The following is a 19,392-nucleotide window of genomic DNA, read 5'->3' as shown; positions in this document are numbered from 1 at the left end:
AGACCTTCAAGACTGTCCTTGAAGGTCTTTTTAATTACTCAAATTTTCTCTTTCGCCACCAATAAAACAATCCGCCCAATAATCCAATAATTCCTAAAGGAAGCAGTAAATTCAACCATTGCCAATCGGTTTTTTCTTCGTCAATTCTTTGTCGGTCGAGTAATCTTGCTTCGATATTTCTGTTTCTAAGTTCCATTAAATTAGAATCATCTAAAAGAAAATCGAGTGCGTTTCTTAAGAATTGTTCGTTGCCGTAAGATTGTTTGGTTAATAAATCTTCGCCGAGTGGGAGAGGGTTTCCTTTGTAAATTTGATTTCGAGCAACATCACCATCAGCGATAATAATCATTTTGTTCTCCGGACTTTGTGCTTTGAAATTGGGATAGATTTTCCGTTCGCTTCTGGTTGCATAAGCAGAATTAAATTTCCCTTCTAAACTTACTGCATAAATCTTTGGTTGAGTTGGTTTATCAAGTTCACTCAAGGAATCAGTTCGAACGATTTCTGCCAGAGCCACGTAATTAGGAACTTGTTTGATATTCGTTCTTTCGCTCGATTCAAACAAAACTTTGGTCTTAATGTTTTTTCTTCCTAAAGTATCAATTGAAGTAGGAAATTCAAATTTAACAGGATTGATATTTTTCGTAATCGGATTTTTATTTTCAGCAATTCCCAAAGGAAAATAAGGCCACAGAAAACTGCTGTATTGTGGATTGCCAGCAACTTCACCAGATACAATTCTGATGAGCGCAGATTTCTTCATATCCTTTACCAAACCAGCATTTAATCGAATTCCATAATTAAAAAAGAAATCGGTTAAATTAACATCCATCGGATAAGCCATTATTTTTTTAGAATGAAAAAGCGTATCCATTTCAGCATTCACGGCATCGATCATCCACAAGGTTTTTCCACCGTTCATGATATATTGATCCAGAATCACCTTTTCATTTTCAGTAAAAGCCTTTCTCGGTTTTGCGATGACCAAAGCATCCATGTGCTGAAGTTGCGGAACATCTTCGTAAGTTAGTTCCGTTTGGTTTTTTGGAATAATCGGTCCGGCGTTATAATTTTCCAAAGCCATTTCCATAAATCCCCGGAATTCATCTGGACGAAGTTCATCTTGATTAATGAGGATTCCGATATTTTTTTTGCGTTCTGCCGTTATCGATTTAATGCTGGACACAAAATTATACTCCAAATTTTCAATCGATTTGCTCAATTGTTCGGAAGCATTAATTCCACTTAAATTAACGATTAACGGAATCGAAGTTGTATGCAAACCGTATTTAATTGCAGCATACGGAAACATCACGATTTCAGAGATTTTACCTTCTTTCATATCAGGTAAAATCGACGGTTGCATTCCCATCGCGGCTAAGGTATCTTTCGACATTTTCGTCTTAATCGGATCGATGAATTTATAATCGATTTTTGGATTGACTTTTCGGAATTCTTCTAACATGAATTTCGTTTCGTTTTGCAACTGACGGAAACTTGCAGGGAAATCACCTTCAAGATAAACATTGAAAGTCAATGGTTTTTTAACCGATTCCAAAACTTTAATGGTAGAAGCAGAAAGCGTATATCTTTTCTCTTGTGTTAAATCGAAACGTTTCGAGAAAATACCGAAAGTTCCCAGTAATAAAACGAGAGCAAGAATACTATAGATGAGGTTTTTTTTGTTCATTTTTAAAAGCGATAAAAAATTGAATTATTTTTTCTTTTCTACAAAGATTTTGGCCAGGAATAAACAAATTCCAATCACTAAAAGGAAATAGAAGATATCTCGAGTATCGATTAATCCTCTTGTAAATGCTAGAAAATGTTGATAAAACCCAATATTTGAAAGAATATAATCTGCGCCGCCTAATAATTTATAACTTGCCAATTGTTCAATTCCGAAATACAAAAAGAAAGAGATGAATACGCCGAGCAAATAAGCCATGATTTGGTTTTGGGAAAGAGATGAAGCTAGAATTCCGACTGCAGAAAAAGCGGCAATGAGAATGACTAAACCAAAATAACTTCCGAAGGTTGCGCCTAGATCGATATTTCCTTCCGGAACGCCTAAAACATAAATGGTGTATAGATAAACGAGCGAAGGCAACAAACATAAAATTCCAACCAACCAAACTGATAAGAATTTACCAATGATGATTTCTGATATTTTAATAGGTTGCGAAAATAACCAGTTCAATGTTCCTGATTGTTGTTCTTCCGCTAAAGTCTTCATTGAAATTGCTGGAATAATAAACATCAAAAGCCACGGAACAAGCACAAAATAACTCTGCAAAGTTGCCGATCCAATGTCGAAAATATTAGAATCATTTTCAAAGAAAAATAAGAAAAGCGTTCCTATTAAACTAAATGCACCGATGATTAACCAAGCGCTCCAGTTTCCGAAATAAGTCCAAAGTTCTTTTTTAAATATTGCAAACATATATTAGGTTGAGTTTGAGGTTCGAGATGCGAGGTTAAAGGTGTAAAAATGCACCATTCACTATTGACCATTCACAATTACTCATTTCTTATTACCAATTACTTATTCTTCTTCTTATTCACCAACTTCACCGTGGTCATAATCAAAAGTACCAAAACGATAAATCCGACGATTAATTGCCACCAATATTCGATAACCATCGATTTTAATATCACAGTGAAGACCACCAGAAATAAAATAAAAGTCGCTATTTCATTGGCTTGACGAAGTTTGATGTTTTCAATAGGCAGAATATTTCCGTGAAGATTTTTGATCTGTAAAACTTTTTTCCAACACCAGTAATGGTAAATGGCAAGTCCGACCAGGAAGGTTAATTTCAAATGAAACCAAGGAGTTTTCATTAAACCAAAATTAAGGGAAATCATTGTTAAACCAGTAACCAACATAATTACGCCAGCAGGAACGGTAATGATATTCCATAATCTTCTCGCCATAAAAACATATTGTTCTCGAAGAATCATTTTTTTTTGCTCCTCGAATTCATCGGTATCTTTATAGTATACAAAAATCCGCGCGAGGTAAAAAATACCTGCGAAATAACTGACCATGAAAATGATGTGAACGGCTTTGATAATGGTATAAAGCATCTGAAAAATTTAGGTGCAAAGATAATAGATTTATCTCATAATTTGGGATTTTGCTTTTTGTAGCTTTTTAATTATGTTAAATTTTTCATATTTAAAGGTAATCCCGATTTTTTTTGGTTTTTTTGTAAAATATTAAAATAAATAATGAACATTATGAAAAAAGTTTTCCAATTGTGTTTCAGTTTGGCATTCTTTGCTTTTGGGTTTTCACAAGAATTAAAGCCCGTTGCGCAAAAAGTTAAAGACTCCAAACTTGCAAACAAATCATTTGTTAAATATGACTTATTTACGGTCGATCAATCTGCGCAGAAACAAGCTTTATATAAAGCAGCTGCAGAAGATATTACCGTAATGAAATTAAATAAATCTGAAATCAACAGAATTACTTCTGAAAGACCAGAAGCTTTAGAAATGACGTTCCCTTTTGAAGGAAAAACTATTTCTGTAGAATTGGTTAAGAATAATTTCTTAACTCATGATTTTAAAGTTAATACAGATAAAGGATACACAACTTATACGCCTGGTGTTTACTACCACGGAATTGTAAAAGGGGATAATGAATCATTAGTTGCCATCAGTTTCTTTAATAATGATGTGGTAGGTGTGACTTCCATTAAAAATGTAGGAAATGTGGTGATTGGAAAAGCTAGAAATTCTGAAAATTTTGTTTCCTATAATGATGCGAAATTGAAAGGGGCGAATCCTTTTTCATGTTCTACGGATGAATTAGTAGAGAATCAGAAGCTTTCAACTCCCTATGATCCGGCAACAATGACGGCGAAAAAAACGTCGAACTGTGTCAGAATTTATTATGAGGCAGGTTACGGACCTTATACTCAAAATGGTTCTAATGTTACTACGACAACCAATTGGGTTACTGCAATGCATAATAACATTTCAACATTGTATGATAATGACGGAATTACGGTTGCATTAAGTGAAGTATTTGTTTGGACAACTACCGATCCTTATACTGGACAGCCAGATGTAATTTTAGGTAAATTCAGAGCAGGGCGTCCTTCTTTTAATGGCGATGTTGCTCAATTAATTAGAAATCCTGCAACCACAAGTATTGCTTATTTAGATGTATTGTGCTCATCCAATACTTATTCTTATTCAGGAGTAAACTTTAGTTATAATGAAGTTCCTACTTATTCTTGGAATATCGAAGCGATGACTCATGAGATTGGCCATAACTTAGGTTCGCCTCACACGCATGATTGTTCATGGAATGGTAATAGTACAAGAATAGACGGTTGTGGACCAGCTTCGGGAAATGCAGGAAATGGAACTTGTGCAAGTGGACCGTTACCAGGTGATGGCGGAACAATTATGAGTTACTGTCATTTGGTAAGCAGTGTCGGAATTAACTTTGCTAATGGATTTGGAGAACAACCAGGTGCTTTAATCAGAAGCAGAATTAATTCAAAAGGATGTTTAGGAACAGATTGTATCGCTTCTTGTGTCAGTACGATCTCTGGCTTGGCAGTAAGTGAACCGACTAAAAATTCTTTTTCTGCAACGATTACTGATAATACAGGAGCAGGTTGGAAGTATAGACTTTCTAAACCTGATGGAACAATAGTGCAATCAGGAGTTAGCGATAATAAAGTACTTAATTTTACTAATTTAGAAGAAGCCTCTTTCTATCTCATTGCTGTCGGAGCTGACTGTACTGGGCCGGAAGCTTTTGCTAGTGAAAAACTTTTGATGACCGATGCAGACTGGTGTTCTGGTAAAAAATTCACAGATACTGGTGGTGAAAATGATAATTATTTAGACAACCAGCCATTTGTAAAGACCTTTTATCCAACAAATCCTACAGACAAGTTAAAGATTACTTTCAGTAAGTTTGCGACAGATCAAGGTGATAATGTAATTGTTTATGATGGCCCAAATATCGCTTCACCTAGATTCCCGGGAGGAACCAATATCAGTGGTACTGTTATTCCTGGTCCATTTGAATCAACCCATGCTACTGGTGCGATAACGTTTAGATTTATACCAAATGGAAATAATACTACAGCTGCAGGTTGGGTTGCAAGTTTTGAATGTAAATCTTTGGCGACAAGTGAGAATTCACGTGTGAATGCAGTATCTATTTCGCCAACTACTACCAAAGGAATCTTTACTATTACTTCTAAAGATCAAATCCTGTCTTATCAAGTGTTTGATGCCTCAGGTAAATTAGTAAAAACGGTAAGTAGATCTTCTGGACTACAGGAAAAATTAGATCTTTCTACGATGTCTGCCGGAACTTATATGGTGAGTATTGTAACCACAAAAGAAACAGTAATTAAGAAAATAATTAAACCTTAAAAGGAATTTATAGTACAAGCAAAATAGCCGGCGTTTTAAATGCCGGCTATTTTTATTTTTAATTTTTTTTATTGGAATTCGATATAGATACTTTCGCCTACTTGCAAGCCAAAAAGAGTTCTGGCGCCGCTGTCGCAATTCCCTTTATAGATCGTCAGTTCCAATAAGCCTGCGTCGTTAAATACCGCAGCGGCTTTTCCATGAAATTCTTGTTCCTTCGTCCAGTCATGAACCAAATCCGTATACTGATTGTGAATTCTAGTCAATGCTAAATTTCTAAATTTTAAGATGTAATTTTCAAAACCAACATTGCTTTTTTCAAAGTTTTTCCTTGAGATATTTGAAACTACATTTCCAAAATTATCGATATACATAATTTCACCAATCAGCATTTTTTCACTTTCATTAAATACTGCGCGCGGAAAAGAAAGTTGCTTTGGAGTTTTGTACGGTCGGCCAATAACTTCTGGCAAACCACCGTTTTGAAGATGTACCGCAACTGGTGCAAAAATATCGGTAGAGGTAAATGAGACTTCATCGTCAAAACGATTATTAAAGGTAATCTCATATACCGCTTCAGGTTTAATATCATAGAATATCAAACTTAAAACTCCGTTATCCGCAGCGATGAAATAATGATCGTCTGCTTTATAGAGGATGCATTTTCTTTCTTTCGTGTAAAAACTGTCTACGGATATAATATGAACGGTCCCTTTTGGAAAATAAGAATAGGCATTTCTCACAATATAAGCGGTCTGCAAAAGATTGTAGGCTTGTATTTGATGCGTAATATCAACGATGGTAACTTCTTCCTTTAAATTTAAAATAGCACCTTTCACAGCAGCAACTCTGTGATCGACCAATCCGTAATCTGAAGTGAAGGTTATAACTGACATGTTTAATTTTAGGAAAGCACAAATTTAGCTTAAATAAAATATTTTAAGCATCATTGTGGAAAAGTTAGCCTGATATTTGAAATATAATTGATACTTTTAATAAAAATAAAAATTAAAACCACTGCTAAATGTTTGAACTAAAATACGAAATTGAAGGCATCGATGCCAAAACTTTTTATGGTGTCAATAACCAATATTTTAATTTACTAAAATCAAAATTCCCTACGCTGAAAATTACAGGAAGAGATCATTTCGTCTTTGCCTTAGGAACTCAGGAAGCTTTAGATATCTTAAAAAATAAATTGAATGATGTCGTGAGTTTTATTTCAAAATACAATTCAATTACATTAAAAGATTACGAAAGCATTTTAAACCTGAAAGATGAAGCCGAAAAACAAATGGTTTTCGATCAGGATATTATTGTGAAAGGAGTTAATGGTAAAATCATTAAAGCCAAAACTACTAATCTGAAAAAGTTGGTAAAAGCGTGTGATACGAAAGATATGGTATTTGCGGTTGGGCCCGCCGGTACAGGAAAAACTTATACGAGCGTTGCTTTGGCAGTAAGAGCTTTAAGAGATAAAGAAGTGAAGAGAATTATTCTGACAAGACCCGCCGTAGAAGCGGGGGAGAGTTTAGGTTTTCTACCAGGCGATTTAAAAGAAAAATTAGATCCTTATTTACAGCCACTTTATGACGCACTTCGCGATATGATTCCGCATGAAAAACTAGAGGGGTTAATAGAAAAAAATGTGATTGAAGTAGCGCCACTTGCTTTTATGAGAGGACGAACCTTAGATGAAGCTTTCGTTATTTTGGATGAAGCACAGAATACGACACACTCTCAGATGAAAATGTTCCTGACCAGAATGGGGATGAATGCAAAGTTTATTATCACGGGAGATCCAACTCAGGTTGATTTACCGATGCGTCAAAAATCGGGTTTGAAAGAATCGATGCGTATTTTAAAAGACGTAGATGAGATTGGTTTTGTGCATCTTACAGAAGAAGATGTAGTTCGTCATCCTGTCGTTAGAAAAATTATTAATGCCTACGGAAAGGAAGAGAAAAGACAGCGTGAAGAATAATACTTCTTTTTGCTTTTGATTTATGTTTTTAGTGATATGTGATCCGAGCTTTCAATAATTCAGATCGATAGTAATTGAAGCTGATTAATCAATTGTTATTCTTATATTAATGGAATAATGATTCCTTTAAGGTAATGGGTTTTTTATTATAGATGTGAAATTATTTTAATCAAAATATGATTTATAGTATAAAATATTTGCTAATGTATTGTTAATATGAGAAATAGTTTTACATTTACAGTACAATTTTAAACTTATAATCATGAAAAAAGTATTGTTAGTAGGTGCTATTGCACTTTTTGGAGCAGTAAATGCTCAAACAGCAGGAAATTTTAAATTAGGCGCTCATATTGGTTTACCAGTTGGAGATTCCAGTGATTTTAGTGGTTTTCTGGCTGGAGTAGATGTGGCCTATATGTGGCCAATTTCTGCAGACTTTAATTTAGGACTTACCACGGGTTATTCCGCTTGGTTTGGGAAGAGTGGTGCTGAAACAGTGAGCATGATTCCTATTGCAGCTGCCGCAGAATATAAATTTACGCCTCAATTTAGTTTAGGCGTTGATTTAGGATACGGATTGGTTTTTGCAAGTGGAGCAAGTGACGGCGGGTTTTATTATCAACCAAAAGTAGCATACCATTTTGGTCCTGGGGAAGTATATCTAGGGTATTTGGGATTGTCTAATAATGGTGCTAACACAAGTGCAATCACTTTAGGATATGCCTATTCGTTTGGAAAATAATTTATTTTAAATGATAGAATAAGCCACTCTTTTAGGGTGGCTTTTTTGTGATATCAATCATCTTTACTTTAAATTGATAATATTGTACTTTTGGCGGTCAATTTTTAAAAAATAAATTATGAAAAAATTATTGGTAGCAGGTGCTGTAGCACTTTTTGGAGCAGTAAGTGCACAAACTCAAAACCCTGCATTATCAAAAGGAAAATGGTTAGTAGAAGCAAATACTAATTTTGGAGTATTAAGCCCTTCAAATACGTCAATTGGTTTTTACACTAATGACGGAAATTCATTATTCAAAATTGGTGGTGAAGGTGGATATTTCGTTGCAGACAACTTAGCTTTAAAAATAGGTTTGGGAGTAACTTCGTTGACGACTGATTCATATTACGGTGGTGGTTCGATAACTTCTACTGCATTTAATTATAAAATTGGAGCCAAGTATTATATTCTAAGCATGTTCCCAGTGCAGGTTGATTTTAACGGAATTAGCGGTGAAGGAGATTCTGTAAATGCTATTGGTTTTCAAGGTGGTTATGCTTGGTTTGTAGCACCAAACATTTCTATTGAACCAGGATTAAGATATGATCTAGGAACTGCTGCTGGTTCAACTGGTATCTTTTCAGGAAATGTAGGTTTCGCAATTCATTTCTAATAAGAATTTTATCAAACTAAATCCCGATTACAATTTTATGTGGTCGGGATTTTTTTTTTATCATTTAGTTTTTAAGTCTTGCATTTTTCGTTTCGAAATTGAAATGCATAGTAATCAATATTAAACTATTTTAAATTATCAATTTTTACTCGTTACAAAAATTACTTTTGAGATAAGCGGAGCAATAAGGTTTTATGAAATAGTAGAGAAAATAGTTATGTGATTCGTAATAATAGGCTCGGTTTTTGCATAATAATTAACGTAACCATAATTTCTGTTAAGGAAATTGAAATCATTAAAAAAATTATTATGAAAAAATTATTAATCACTGGAGCTTTTGCTCTATTAGGAATCACCGCTTCTGCTCAATTACAACAAGGCAACTGGATGGTTGGTGGTGAATTAGCAGCCGCTAATTTTGGACTTAATAAAGGAGCTGGATATAATTTCGAAGTGACTCCACAAGCTGCTTTTTTTGTACAAGACAATTGGGCTGTAGGTCCATACGTTAGATTAGGGTTTTCTGGAGCAAAATCTTCGCCAACAACGTTCACTTATGGCGTAGGAGCTTTGTCTAGATATTACCTGTCTCCTGGACAAGAAGGTGTTGACAGTTTGTTGAAACATGGCAGATGGTTCGTTGAAGGTAATGCTGGAATTGGAGGTACTACCATTTCTAACGGCGGAGCTTCTGCGAACGGTTTAGATTTAGGGATTGGACCTGGTTATACTTATTTTGTTACCCAAAATATAGGCCTTGACGCTTCTTTAAAATTAAATGGAAATCTAGGTTTTGGAAATAAAGGAACTACCTCTAATATAGGTTTCAGATTAGGGCTAAACATCTTTTTGCCGTCAAGCAAAGCGATGAAAAACATGAAATCTGAATGATAAAATTACTTAAATATAGAGAAAACTGTTTTGCTTTTGTGAAACAGTTTTTTTATTTCAGTAATTTGTGATGTTGGCGACCAATTTACTTTTTAGAAGAATAAATATTTTAGTAACATAATATACAATTAAAACTTTTGGAATAAGTCCAAACTTTTTTAAAATAATTAAATTGGAAAAAACGAATTTAAAAACCTGATTAGGTTGAATCAGTATTTTTCTTTGCCAAATTAAATTATTGCTTATTTCGAAAACCCCCTTTAAAACTAGGAAAATGATAAGGGTGAATTTTTTATCTAGGATTTAAATGATATTTTTGTAAAAAGTTAAAATTTTATGAAAAGAATAGTACTCGCTCTAGCAATTTCGTTTTTTGGAACGGTTAATGCGCAGATTAAGTTTGGTATTAATGGTGGTTTTTCTTCGGCTGTGGTTTCCAGTAAATTCGATAATTTAACGCAAGGTTATTATGCTGGTGTGTTTTCAGAAATAGGAATTCCAGGTTTTGCTACATTGCAGCCCGCTTTAAATTATGTGAAAATTGACAAAGATTCCTATTTTCAGGTTCCGGTAATGATGAAGTTTTATTTTGTTCCGAAGGTGAATGTTCAGGTTGGTCCTCAGTTCGCTTTTCGAATGAATGATAGTGCGTCTAGTAATAAGACTAATTTCGGAGCTGCTTTTGGATTAGGAGCAGATTTGTTTTCTGGCTTACTAATCGAAGCGAGATATGCGTTTCAGTTAAATGAAGCTTTTAAAAGTCCAGCTGGTGAGAAATTACCTTTTAATATATTTAATGTAGGTTTAGGAATAAGATTTTAATTCGATCATATAATTTCAAAAAAAAATCCCGTCTCGTTATAAACGAGACGGGATTTTTACTTTTTATAATAAGGTGATTTTATCTTCCAAATAAGTTACCACCAGGCATTCCTGCTCCTTTAGGCATTCCTTTACTCATCATTTCCATCATCTGTTTTCCTTGTGGTCCTTGCATCATCTTCATCATTTTGCCCATTTGATCGAATTGTTTCATCAAAGCATTTACATCTTCAATTTTTCTTCCGGCACCTTTTGCAATTCTGTTTTTTCTCTGAGTATTAATGATAGAAGGTCTTCTTCTTTCTTCCGGCGTCATCGAATGAATAATCGCTTCGATGTGTTTGAAAGCGTCATCTTGAATATCTACATCTTTAATCGCTTTGCCAACTCCTGGAATCATTCCCATCAAATCTTTCATATTACCCATCTTTTTGATCTGATTGATTTGTTTTAAGAAATCATCAAAACCAAATTCATTTTTGGCAATTTTTTTATGAAGTTTTTTAGCTTCTTCTTCGTCAAATTGCTCCTGCGCTCTTTCTACTAAGGAAACAACATCACCCATTCCAAGAATACGATCCGCCATCCTTTCCGGATAGAAAACATCAAGTGCTTCCATTTTTTCACCGGTAGAAATAAACTTAATTGGTTTTTCTACTACCGAACGAATTGTTAATGCTGCTCCACCTCGCGTATCACCATCTAATTTCGTAAGAACAACTCCGTCGAAATTCAGGGCATCGTTAAAGGCCTTAGCAGTATTCACGGCATCTTGTCCCGTCATTGAATCCACTACGAAAAGCGTTTCTTCTGGTTTGATGAAATAATGAATCGATTTAATCTCGTTCATCATCGCTTCATCAACAGCCAAACGTCCTGCAGTATCCACGATCACAACATCGTGACCATTCTCTTTCGCAAATTTTACTGCATTTTCTGCAATAGATGAAGGATTTAAGGCGCCTTCTTCAGTATAAACAGGAATTCCTGTTTGTGATCCCAATACTTTCAACTGCTCAATTGCAGCTGGTCTGTAAACGTCACACGCCACCAAAAGTGGTTTTTTATTTCTTTTTTGTTTTAAATAGTTCGCTAATTTTCCAGAAAAAGTTGTTTTACCAGAACCTTGTAAACCTGCAATTAAGATTACACTTGGTTTGCCAGAAAGATTAATTCCTTCATGCGTGCTTCCCATTAATTCTACCAATTCGTCGTGGACGATTTTGGTCATTAACTGTCCCGGCGTTAAACTGGTCAATACATTTTGACCGAGTGCTTTGTCCTGAACACGCTTGGTGAGGTCTTTCGCTACTTTGTAATTAACGTCGGCATCAACCAACGCACGGCGAATTTCCTTTACCGTTTCTGCAACGTTGATTTCTGAAATTTTCCCGCGTCCTGAAATATTCTGAAGCGCTTTGTCTAATTTATCCTGTAAGCTATTGAACATAATTTATCTTTAAGATTTGCAAAAATACGGAAATATTTGCGGATTTAAAATTGAAATTTTGGTAAAGAGAAGTAGATAGTTACCAAAATTTCACACAATGCAAATCAATTGGGATTATTGATTGAATTAAAGTGTCATTTTTTGCACAATTCTTACTGTTATTTCGGACGGGTCACTGAAAAAAATCGTCAGAAGATCCTTCCCGGATACTCCATAGTTCCCCCTAGGATACTTCATGGATAGTTCATGAGGAGTTCATGACAATGAAATTACAGAAATCAAGCGAAATACGGATTTTACCCACCGAAAAAAAACGTTTTAAAAATTGTGTTTGTCAACTCTAAATTATTTTTTTCACTCCTCGAAGAATCCTTTTAGAAATCTGAAATTGCACATCATCGCTACTTGTTTTTTATTTTTGAAAATTCATCGGATCTCAAAAATTTCAATTCTTATCGCAAACAGAGATTTTACCAATAAAAAAAGTCCCACCGAAGCAGGACTAAAGATTTTCATCTACGGCATATAGCCTTATTGTGATAAGATTAAAGATTAGAATAAAATTATCTTGAGACAAATATATAAAATATTTTTTGAATGAATTATTAAAATTCAATCTAGATTTTTCTTATTTTTAGAATTATTAAAAAACAAAGTGGTCATGGCAAAAATTTTAGGATTAGATTTAGGAACAAACTCGATTGGTTGGGCGATAGTGGATGATTTGGAGAATGAAATTCTAGATGTAGGAGTAAGGATATTTCCAGAGGGAGTTATTTCGAAAACTATTGGCTATGGAGATAAAGAAGAAAGTAAGAATGCGAAAAGAAGAAATAGCAGACAACTTAGGAAGCAATATTATAGGAAGAGAATAAGAAAAATAAAATTATTAAGAACTCTTATTAATTTCGAAATGTGTCCTTTGGAGCATAATGAGCTTGATGTTTGGAGTAAATGGGATAAGCAAAAAAAGAAAGAAGGCAGAATGGCTCCTGAATTATTTCTTCCTAAAAGTCATTCTTATAATCTATGGTTAAAGCAAGATCCGTATAAGCTACGTAATAGGGCTTTACGTGAGGATTTAACATTGTTGGAATTTGGTAGAGTTTTATATCATTTGATTCAGCGAAGGGGATTTTTAAGTAATAGGAAAGGTAAAGATGATGGTGCAATTTATAAAGGAAAAGAGAACGTAAAAGGAATTGATGCTACTCTTAAAGAGTTGCAGGATTCTACTTTAGGCAATTATTTGTTCCATATTTTACCAAAAGATGGAGAACCTTATAAAATTATTCAAGATGAAGATGGTAATGAGCTAAGAGTTAGATCTAGATATACATTGAGAGATATGTATGTTGCAGAGTTTGAAGCAATTTGGAATCGGCAATCAAAACACCTAGGATTGGAAACAGTTGAATGTCTGAGCGAGAAGACAAGATTTCTTAATGGTAGTATCGAAAATAAAAGGAATGCTAAAAAGATCGAACATCTTCAATTAACAAAAGGAACTGAAAATGTAGAAATTAAATATATAAGTGATGAACTTTCAAAAGATGATAAGAAAAAAATATTATTAAAGGTGACAACTAAATTACCATTAAAAGAATTTTTGGCTGGTAAAATAGAAAAAGATGAAGAAGAAAATCTAAAATTTAAGAGTAATGAGAGTGTTTTGTTTTGGCAAAGACCTTTGAAATCTCAAAAAAAATTATTAGCTAAATGTAGATTCGAGCCAGATTTGAAAGATGAGTTTGGAAAATTTATTCAAAAAGGTAAAACACCTTGCCACTTATCGCATCCATTATTTGAACAATTTAGAGCATATAAGTTTATAAATAATATAGAATATGGTAAAAAACAACGTCTTGAAGAATCTCAAAGGTTAGAAGTTTTAGAGTTGATTAATTCAAAAGATACTAATTTCAAGTTTTCTGAAATTCAAAAAAAATTGAAATTAGAATACGAAACATTTAACTATGACAAAGATTCCTCAGTAAGTGGAAGCTACACAACCAAAAATTTAAATTCAGTATTTCCTAAATCAATACTTGAAAAAGAATTTGTAGTAAAGGTCAATGGAGAAGATGTTATAGAATATGGTATAGATCGTATTTGGCATTTATTTCATTATTGTGAAGACAATGATATTTTAATTAAAATATTGCAAAACGACTACAATTTAGAAGAGGATAAAATAGATAAAATAGCCAAAATTAATTTAAAAGAGGGATATTCAAGTTTTTCATTGAAAGCGATTAAGAATATTTTACCATATTTAAAAGAAGGTAAAAGAGAAAGTGATGCTGTTATTCTTGGAGGTGTACGAAATGCTTTTGGGAAAAGATGGAAATATTTTGCTAATGAGTATGAAGAATTAAAAAATAATATTTTAAAAATTAATTACGATAAAACGAATAAAGAAGGAGACTCAATTGAAAAGATTAAAAGGTATTTGATTGATAAAAAATATGGATTTGTAGAAAGCGATATTTCATTTAAAAAATTGTACCACCACAGTCAAGAAGTTGAAATAAAGAAACAGTTCAACAAAATTGGAGATATTGAAAATTTAAGAAATCCAATTGTGCAGCAAGGCGTGAATGAAGTGAAAAGAATTGTTAATGAATTAATTGTTCAGCATGGTAAATTTGATCAAATAAGAGTTGAGTTAGGTAGAGATTTAAAAAATGGTAAAACAAAACGACAAGAATTAACGAATAGGATTTCTCAAAATACGACAAAGAATGAAAATGCAAAACAATTACTAACGGAATACGGTCTAAGCCACGGAAGAGAAAATATTCAAAAAGTTCTATTGTATCAGGAATTGCAAGAAAAAGGAATTCTCCCAGTTTGTCCTTATACAAATAAAACAATCAATATTTCAGATGTTTTAGGTAGAGGAAATAAAATTCAAATAGAACATATTATTCCCAGAAGTGTCTCATTGGATGATAGTTTTGCAAACAAAACGTTGTGTGATTCAAAATTTAATGGTTTAAAAGGAGAGAGAACACCTTATGAATTTTATCAACTCAACAAAGATGTCAATTTATGGGGCGGAGCAAAAAGTTGGGAAGAAATTGAAAGAAGAGCGTTTAAAGTTTTGCCTTATCAAAAAGCAAAAAGATTTGTTTCTCAGACAAAATTTGATAAAAACACTTTTATCGAAAGACAATTAAATGACACTCGTTATATAAGTAAAAAAACAGCAGGAATATTAAGTCAAGTTTGTGATGATGTTCGAGTTATGCCAGGGAGCTTAACGGCTGAATTGCGAAGATTGTGGGGTTTAAACAATATACTTCAACCTGCTTTTACAATTGATATTCCAAATTTATATATTGATGCAGAAAGACATATTCCACATTATGTTGTTTTTGATAAAGATAAAAATCCAATTAGTTCACAAAGAATTTTTAATGCAAAACCAGATTTATTACAAAATGAAACAACTCTTTTTGGTAATGTAGATAAAGGACTTTTTAAGTCTAAAGAACAATACGTGAAATTTCAGATTGAAACCCCAGATTTACTACATGGAGAGTATTGGACAAAATTGAAATTATCAAATCCTAAAAATATTGTTCGAGTGTTTAAGGAAAAACCCGAAACATCAGAAAAGGAAATAGTCGTTAGAGGGAAAATAGAAAAAGAAAAATTTAAGACTGAAGGGCTTAATATGATAAATGCAGTTGGTAATGAAAATGGAACCTATTGGGCTAAACTCACTATACTTAATAAAACATTTAAGAAACCAACAAAAGAAGACCAACCTAAAAAAAATGGAAAACAAATACTCTTATATGGGGAAGTAAAAGAAAAAGTTTTTTCTTCCTATGTATATCAATGTGACACAAATCAAGAAGATGGAAAATATTGGTTAATAATTGATATTGATGTTGAAAATGTGCTTTTTGACAAAGCCATGAATGAAAAACCATTAGCAAATGACTATCAAATTGTTATTCAAGGAACAACAAACAATGAAAATGTTTTTGTTTCAGATATGGACAGTCAACACCATTTTAATATGGATGAAGGTCAAGGGAAGTATTATGTTTTGTTTGATATTATTTCGAAAGTTGAAGGCTTTTATCCAGTTAAAACACAAGAGCAGAAATTAGAAGATGGACAAACGCTTGTTGAAGGTACGGTTTGGGTTGATAAATACACAGGAGAAATTAAATTTGATCCAAAGAAAAACCGTGAAGATCATCGACATCACGCTATTGACGCTATAGTAATTGCATTGACCAAAGAAAAATATTTTCAAGAACTAAGTAAACACAATGCATCATCTGAAAATAAAAAAAGAGGAAATGAGTATGAAAAAGAACATTTAAACTTTATAGAGCCTTGGACTGGTTTTCATACCGACGCTCAAAAAGTAGTAAACGGTATTCTAATTTCATTTAAGCAAAACAAGAATATTTTAACAGAAGTTAGAAAAAAGATCGTAAAAAATGGAAAGACCTATTTAAGTGTGGGAGATTCCGTCCGCGGTCAATTGCATATGGAGAATGTTTATGGTAAAAGAACACCACCGGAGGGTAAAGAGGGGTTTCATAGAAGAGAGTCTGTTGAAAGTTTAGTTTCTGAAAAACAGATAAATAAGATTGTGGATACTACAATCAGGAAAATAATAATTAATGCAAGAAAAGAAGAAATCCCGATATATAAGGAAATTGAAAGTTTAGCTAAACAATTGAAATCATCTAAATTAAATGATTTTGAAGAGGTTTCTTTAAACGAAAAAATTATAGAGTTGCGTTTGCAAATTAAACAACTTTACACGTTGCCAAATAAAAAAGGAGAACCTGTTCCTATAAAAAAAGTTAGAGTTTCTCAAGAAATTGGAAATGCCCAACAGCTAAAACCTACTATTAAGCAATATGTAAATCCAAGAAAAAATCATCATATTGTTATTTATAAAGATGAAAATGGCGAATTGAAAGATAGTATTACAAATTTTTGGAATGTTGTTGAAAGAGTTAAACATAAAGACAAAATATATAAACTACCTGAAGATAAATATGTAGAACCAGAACTGAAAGAGTTAGTTTTAACATTACAAGAAAATGATATGTTTTTGTTAGGACTTTCAAACGAAGAGTATAATGATAATTTTGAGAATAGTTCTTTCTTGAGTAGTTATTTATATAGAGTTCAAAAAATATCTGACGGGGATTTTTCTTTTAGACATCACTTAGCATCTACAGTAACAAATAAAAATGAAGAAATTAGGGTTGCTAGTATGAAAAAGTATCAGGAAATTAATCCAATAAAAGTTAAAATTGACTTGCAAGGTAAAATCCAAATAACTGGTAAGGATTAACTCAACTCTTCAGTTGTGTTGTTGTGGTTTGATTGAAGATTAGAAAGAACGATATTTGGATCAGTGGTGAGTTTGAACCTGCAGCAGTTGTGGTTTGATTAAAGATTAGAAAGAACGATATTTTTTAAACCAAGCGGGTTCGAACTGAATTAGTTGTGGTTTGATTAAAGATTAGAAAGAACGATATTTTGAAGATGCTACGTTAGCAAAACAAAATAGTTGTGGTTTGATTAAAGATTAGAAAGAACGATATTGAATTCGTTGTAATTGGTCCTATCTGAAAAGTTGTGGTTTGATTAAAGATTAGAAAGAACGATATTCCAACTTTACATTTCCTTTCCCTAAATTAGTTGTGGTTTGATTAAAGATTAGAAAGAACGATATTCTCAAATATGACCAACTTGGAAGACTTGGTGTTGTGGTTTGATTAAAGATTAGAAAGAACGATATTAATCCACCGATATAAGAAATGAACTCTACGGTTGTGGTTTGATTAAAGATTAGAAAGAACGATATTCTCAGAGTCGCTAGTTTCGTACTTAATTACGTTGTGGTTTGATTAAAGATTAGAAAGAACGATATTTCAACTCCTTCAACTACGTGAAAGACTTCTGTTGTGGTTTGATTAAAGATTAGAAAGAACGATATTTTGCAAGTCGTAGAGCAAAAGACACGGGTCGTTGTGGTTTGATTAAAGATTAGAAAGAACGATATTATGGAAAGATTTATTTTATCATAGTTTTCCGTTGTGGTTTGATTAAAGATTAGAAAGAACGATATTCAAGAGTACGTTATTGATTTAAATGCTACTGTTGTGGTTTGATTAAAGATTAGAAAGAACGATATTTAAATGAATTAGCACCAACAGCAGCATAGGTTGTGGTTTGATTAAAGATTAGAAAGAACGATATTCTTGAACTAAAGCAGCCAAAGCATTAGACCGTTGTGGTTTGATTAAAGATTAGAAAGAACGATATTACAGATTTCGGAGGATATGAAGAACAAAGAGTTGTGGTTTGATTAAAGATTAGAAAGAACGATATTCCCTGAATAACTTCAAACTCATCTAAACCTGTTGTGGTTTGATTAAAGATTAGAAAGAACGATATTTTGGATTTAATGGATATCTATGCTTGTGTGTTGTGGTTTGATTAAAGATTAGAAAGAACGATATTTTTCTCCCAATACATGAGATTTCATTTCCTGTTGTGGTTTGATTAAAGATTAGAAAGAACGATATTTTCGCACTTCATGTCAGTTGGAAATTATCCGTTGTGGTTTGATTAAAGATTAGAAAGAACGATATTTAATATTTAAACGAACCAATGAGTAATTTAGTTGTGGTTTGATTAAAGATTAGAAAGAACGATATTGCTTGTATTCTGTGTTACTTTCTGTTGAGAGTTGTGGTTTGATTAAAGATTAGAAAGAACGATATTGAGTTGAAAAATAAAAGTTTTGACACTGAGTTGTGGTTTGATTAAAGATTAGAAAGAACGATATTTATGGATGGAAATTAGGATACTATTCGCCTGTTGTGGTTTGATTAAAGATTAGAAAGAACGATATTGCAGGACTTATTGGGTCAATCAGTTAATGGGTTGTGGTTTGATTAAAGATTAGAAAGAACGATATTTCATTGTTCGTTTTGTTGATGTCTTTATAAGTTGTGGTTTGATTAAAGATTAGAAAGAACGATATTTGTGAATAATAAATCCAATTATATTTACTGGTTGTGGTTTGATTAAAGATTAGAAAGAACGATATTTCAAGGTTGACCAATCAACTTCACCGGAAGGTTGTGGTTTGATTAAAGATTAGAAAGAACGATATTATACATCTAATTTACTTGCGATGCTTTTTAGTTGTGGTTTGATTAAAGATTAGAAAGAACGATATTAATATTGTTGTACATTTGTAATTGCGGATTGTTGTGGTTTGATTAAAGATTAGAAAGAACGATATTAAACATTCAATGACAATTGAGCAGTTTAGAGTTGTGGTTTGATTAAAGATTAGAAAGAACGATATTCCGCCAATATCACCAATTACCACTTCAACAGTTGTGGTTTGATTAAAGATTAGAAAGAACGATATTAAATGC

At 32.9% G+C, this 19,392-nt stretch carries 12 protein-coding genes and 1 CRISPR repeat array (1 of these 13 cut by a window edge); of the genes, 7 read left to right on the top strand and 5 right to left on the bottom strand.

Features of this window, described 5'->3' with window-relative positions; translation table 11 throughout:
• Positions 1–34: 34 nt before the first annotated feature.
• From gldG to Q73A0000_RS06415, 3 genes are all read right to left on the bottom strand, one after another.
• Positions 35–1,690 carry a gliding motility-associated ABC transporter substrate-binding protein GldG gene (gene gldG, locus Q73A0000_RS06425; RefSeq protein ID WP_193813249.1) on the bottom strand — a complete coding sequence of 552 codons (1,656 nt, stop codon included), beginning with the start codon at positions 1,688–1,690 and terminating at the stop codon, positions 35–37.
• Between the two features lie 24 nt (positions 1,691–1,714).
• Positions 1,715–2,443 (bottom strand): ABC transporter permease subunit, encoded by a 729-nt coding sequence (locus tag Q73A0000_RS06420; RefSeq protein ID WP_193813248.1) that lies wholly within the window; start codon positions 2,441–2,443, stop codon positions 1,715–1,717.
• Positions 2,444–2,541: 98 nt separating this feature from the next.
• Positions 2,542–3,090 carry a CopD family protein gene (locus Q73A0000_RS06415; protein WP_193813247.1) on the bottom strand — a complete coding sequence of 183 codons (549 nt, stop codon included), beginning with the start codon at positions 3,088–3,090 and terminating at the stop codon, positions 2,542–2,544.
• 153 nt (positions 3,091–3,243) lie between these two features.
• On the opposite strand from Q73A0000_RS06415, the gene Q73A0000_RS06410 reads away from it, so the two are divergent.
• Positions 3,244–5,409, top strand: a complete 2,166-nt coding sequence (locus Q73A0000_RS06410) for a zinc-dependent metalloprotease (protein WP_193813246.1) — start codon at positions 3,244–3,246, stop codon at positions 5,407–5,409.
• A gap of 68 nt (positions 5,410–5,477) precedes the next feature.
• Here Q73A0000_RS06410 and Q73A0000_RS06405 read toward each other — a convergent pair whose 3' ends face one another.
• Complete coding sequence (locus Q73A0000_RS06405; RefSeq protein ID WP_193813245.1) at positions 5,478–6,305, bottom strand: S-adenosyl-l-methionine hydroxide adenosyltransferase family protein; 828 nt, start codon at positions 6,303–6,305, stop codon at positions 5,478–5,480.
• Between the two features lie 128 nt (positions 6,306–6,433).
• Between Q73A0000_RS06405 and Q73A0000_RS06400 the strand changes: the two genes are divergently transcribed.
• The 5 genes from Q73A0000_RS06400 (at position 6,434) to Q73A0000_RS06380 (ending at position 10,500) form a co-directional block, all read left to right on the top strand.
• Positions 6,434–7,393 carry a PhoH family protein gene (locus Q73A0000_RS06400; RefSeq protein ID WP_193813244.1) on the top strand — a complete coding sequence of 320 codons (960 nt, stop codon included), beginning with the start codon at positions 6,434–6,436 and terminating at the stop codon, positions 7,391–7,393.
• Positions 7,394–7,655: 262 nt separating this feature from the next.
• Complete coding sequence (locus tag Q73A0000_RS06395) at positions 7,656–8,135, top strand: hypothetical protein (protein ID WP_193813243.1); 480 nt, start codon at positions 7,656–7,658, stop codon at positions 8,133–8,135.
• Between the two features lie 118 nt (positions 8,136–8,253).
• The gene (locus Q73A0000_RS06390) at positions 8,254–8,787 is read left to right on the top strand and encodes a hypothetical protein (protein WP_193813242.1); all 534 of its coding nucleotides are present in this window, start codon (positions 8,254–8,256) and stop codon (positions 8,785–8,787) included.
• Between the two features lie 309 nt (positions 8,788–9,096).
• Positions 9,097–9,678: a hypothetical protein gene (locus Q73A0000_RS06385; protein ID WP_193813241.1), complete on the top strand. Its 582-nt coding sequence runs from the start codon at positions 9,097–9,099 to the stop codon at positions 9,676–9,678.
• Between the two features lie 336 nt (positions 9,679–10,014).
• Complete coding sequence (locus Q73A0000_RS06380) at positions 10,015–10,500, top strand: outer membrane beta-barrel protein (RefSeq protein WP_193813240.1); 486 nt, start codon at positions 10,015–10,017, stop codon at positions 10,498–10,500.
• A 79-nt stretch (positions 10,501–10,579) separates the two neighbouring features.
• On the opposite strand, the gene ffh is transcribed toward Q73A0000_RS06380, so the two are convergent.
• The gene (gene ffh, locus Q73A0000_RS06375) at positions 10,580–11,950 is read right to left on the bottom strand and encodes a signal recognition particle protein (protein WP_193813239.1); all 1,371 of its coding nucleotides are present in this window, start codon (positions 11,948–11,950) and stop codon (positions 10,580–10,582) included.
• 661 nt (positions 11,951–12,611) lie between these two features.
• Between ffh and cas9 the strand changes: the two genes are divergently transcribed.
• Entirely contained in the window at positions 12,612–17,288 is a 4,677-nt protein-coding gene (gene cas9 / locus Q73A0000_RS06370; RefSeq protein WP_193813238.1) for a type II CRISPR RNA-guided endonuclease Cas9, read from the top strand.
• A 20-nt stretch (positions 17,289–17,308) separates the two neighbouring features.
• Positions 17,309–19,392: a CRISPR direct-repeat array (repeat unit 36 nt; unit sequence GTTGTGGTTTGATTAAAGATTAGAAAGAACGATATT) (it continues 2,170 nt past the right edge of the window).

The sequence above is a fragment of the Kaistella flava (ex Peng et al. 2021) genome (assembly GCF_015191005.1).
Classification (GTDB): Bacteria; Bacteroidota; Bacteroidia; order Flavobacteriales; family Weeksellaceae; genus Kaistella; species Kaistella flava.
Note: the sequence above shows the minus strand (reverse complement) of the source record. Positions and strands in the feature narration are given on the sequence as shown.

Coding starts and splice junctions, on each gene's coding strand:
- ffh (WP_193813239.1), bottom strand. CDS start 11,950: ATGTTCAATAGCTTACAGGATAAATTAGACAAAGCGCTTCAGAATATT.
- Q73A0000_RS06395 (WP_193813243.1), top strand. CDS start 7,656: ATGAAAAAAGTATTGTTAGTAGGTGCTATTGCACTTTTTGGAGCAGTA.
- Q73A0000_RS06420 (WP_193813248.1), bottom strand. CDS start 2,443: ATGTTTGCAATATTTAAAAAAGAACTTTGGACTTATTTCGGAAACTGG.
- cas9 (WP_193813238.1), top strand. CDS start 12,612: ATGGCAAAAATTTTAGGATTAGATTTAGGAACAAACTCGATTGGTTGG.
- Q73A0000_RS06380 (WP_193813240.1), top strand. CDS start 10,015: ATGAAAAGAATAGTACTCGCTCTAGCAATTTCGTTTTTTGGAACGGTT.
- Q73A0000_RS06385 (WP_193813241.1), top strand. CDS start 9,097: ATGAAAAAATTATTAATCACTGGAGCTTTTGCTCTATTAGGAATCACC.
- Q73A0000_RS06405 (WP_193813245.1), bottom strand. CDS start 6,305: ATGTCAGTTATAACCTTCACTTCAGATTACGGATTGGTCGATCACAGA.
- Q73A0000_RS06415 (WP_193813247.1), bottom strand. CDS start 3,090: ATGCTTTATACCATTATCAAAGCCGTTCACATCATTTTCATGGTCAGT.
- Q73A0000_RS06390 (WP_193813242.1), top strand. CDS start 8,254: ATGAAAAAATTATTGGTAGCAGGTGCTGTAGCACTTTTTGGAGCAGTA.
- Q73A0000_RS06400 (WP_193813244.1), top strand. CDS start 6,434: ATGTTTGAACTAAAATACGAAATTGAAGGCATCGATGCCAAAACTTTT.
- Q73A0000_RS06410 (WP_193813246.1), top strand. CDS start 3,244: ATGAAAAAAGTTTTCCAATTGTGTTTCAGTTTGGCATTCTTTGCTTTT.
- gldG (WP_193813249.1), bottom strand. CDS start 1,690: ATGAACAAAAAAAACCTCATCTATAGTATTCTTGCTCTCGTTTTATTA.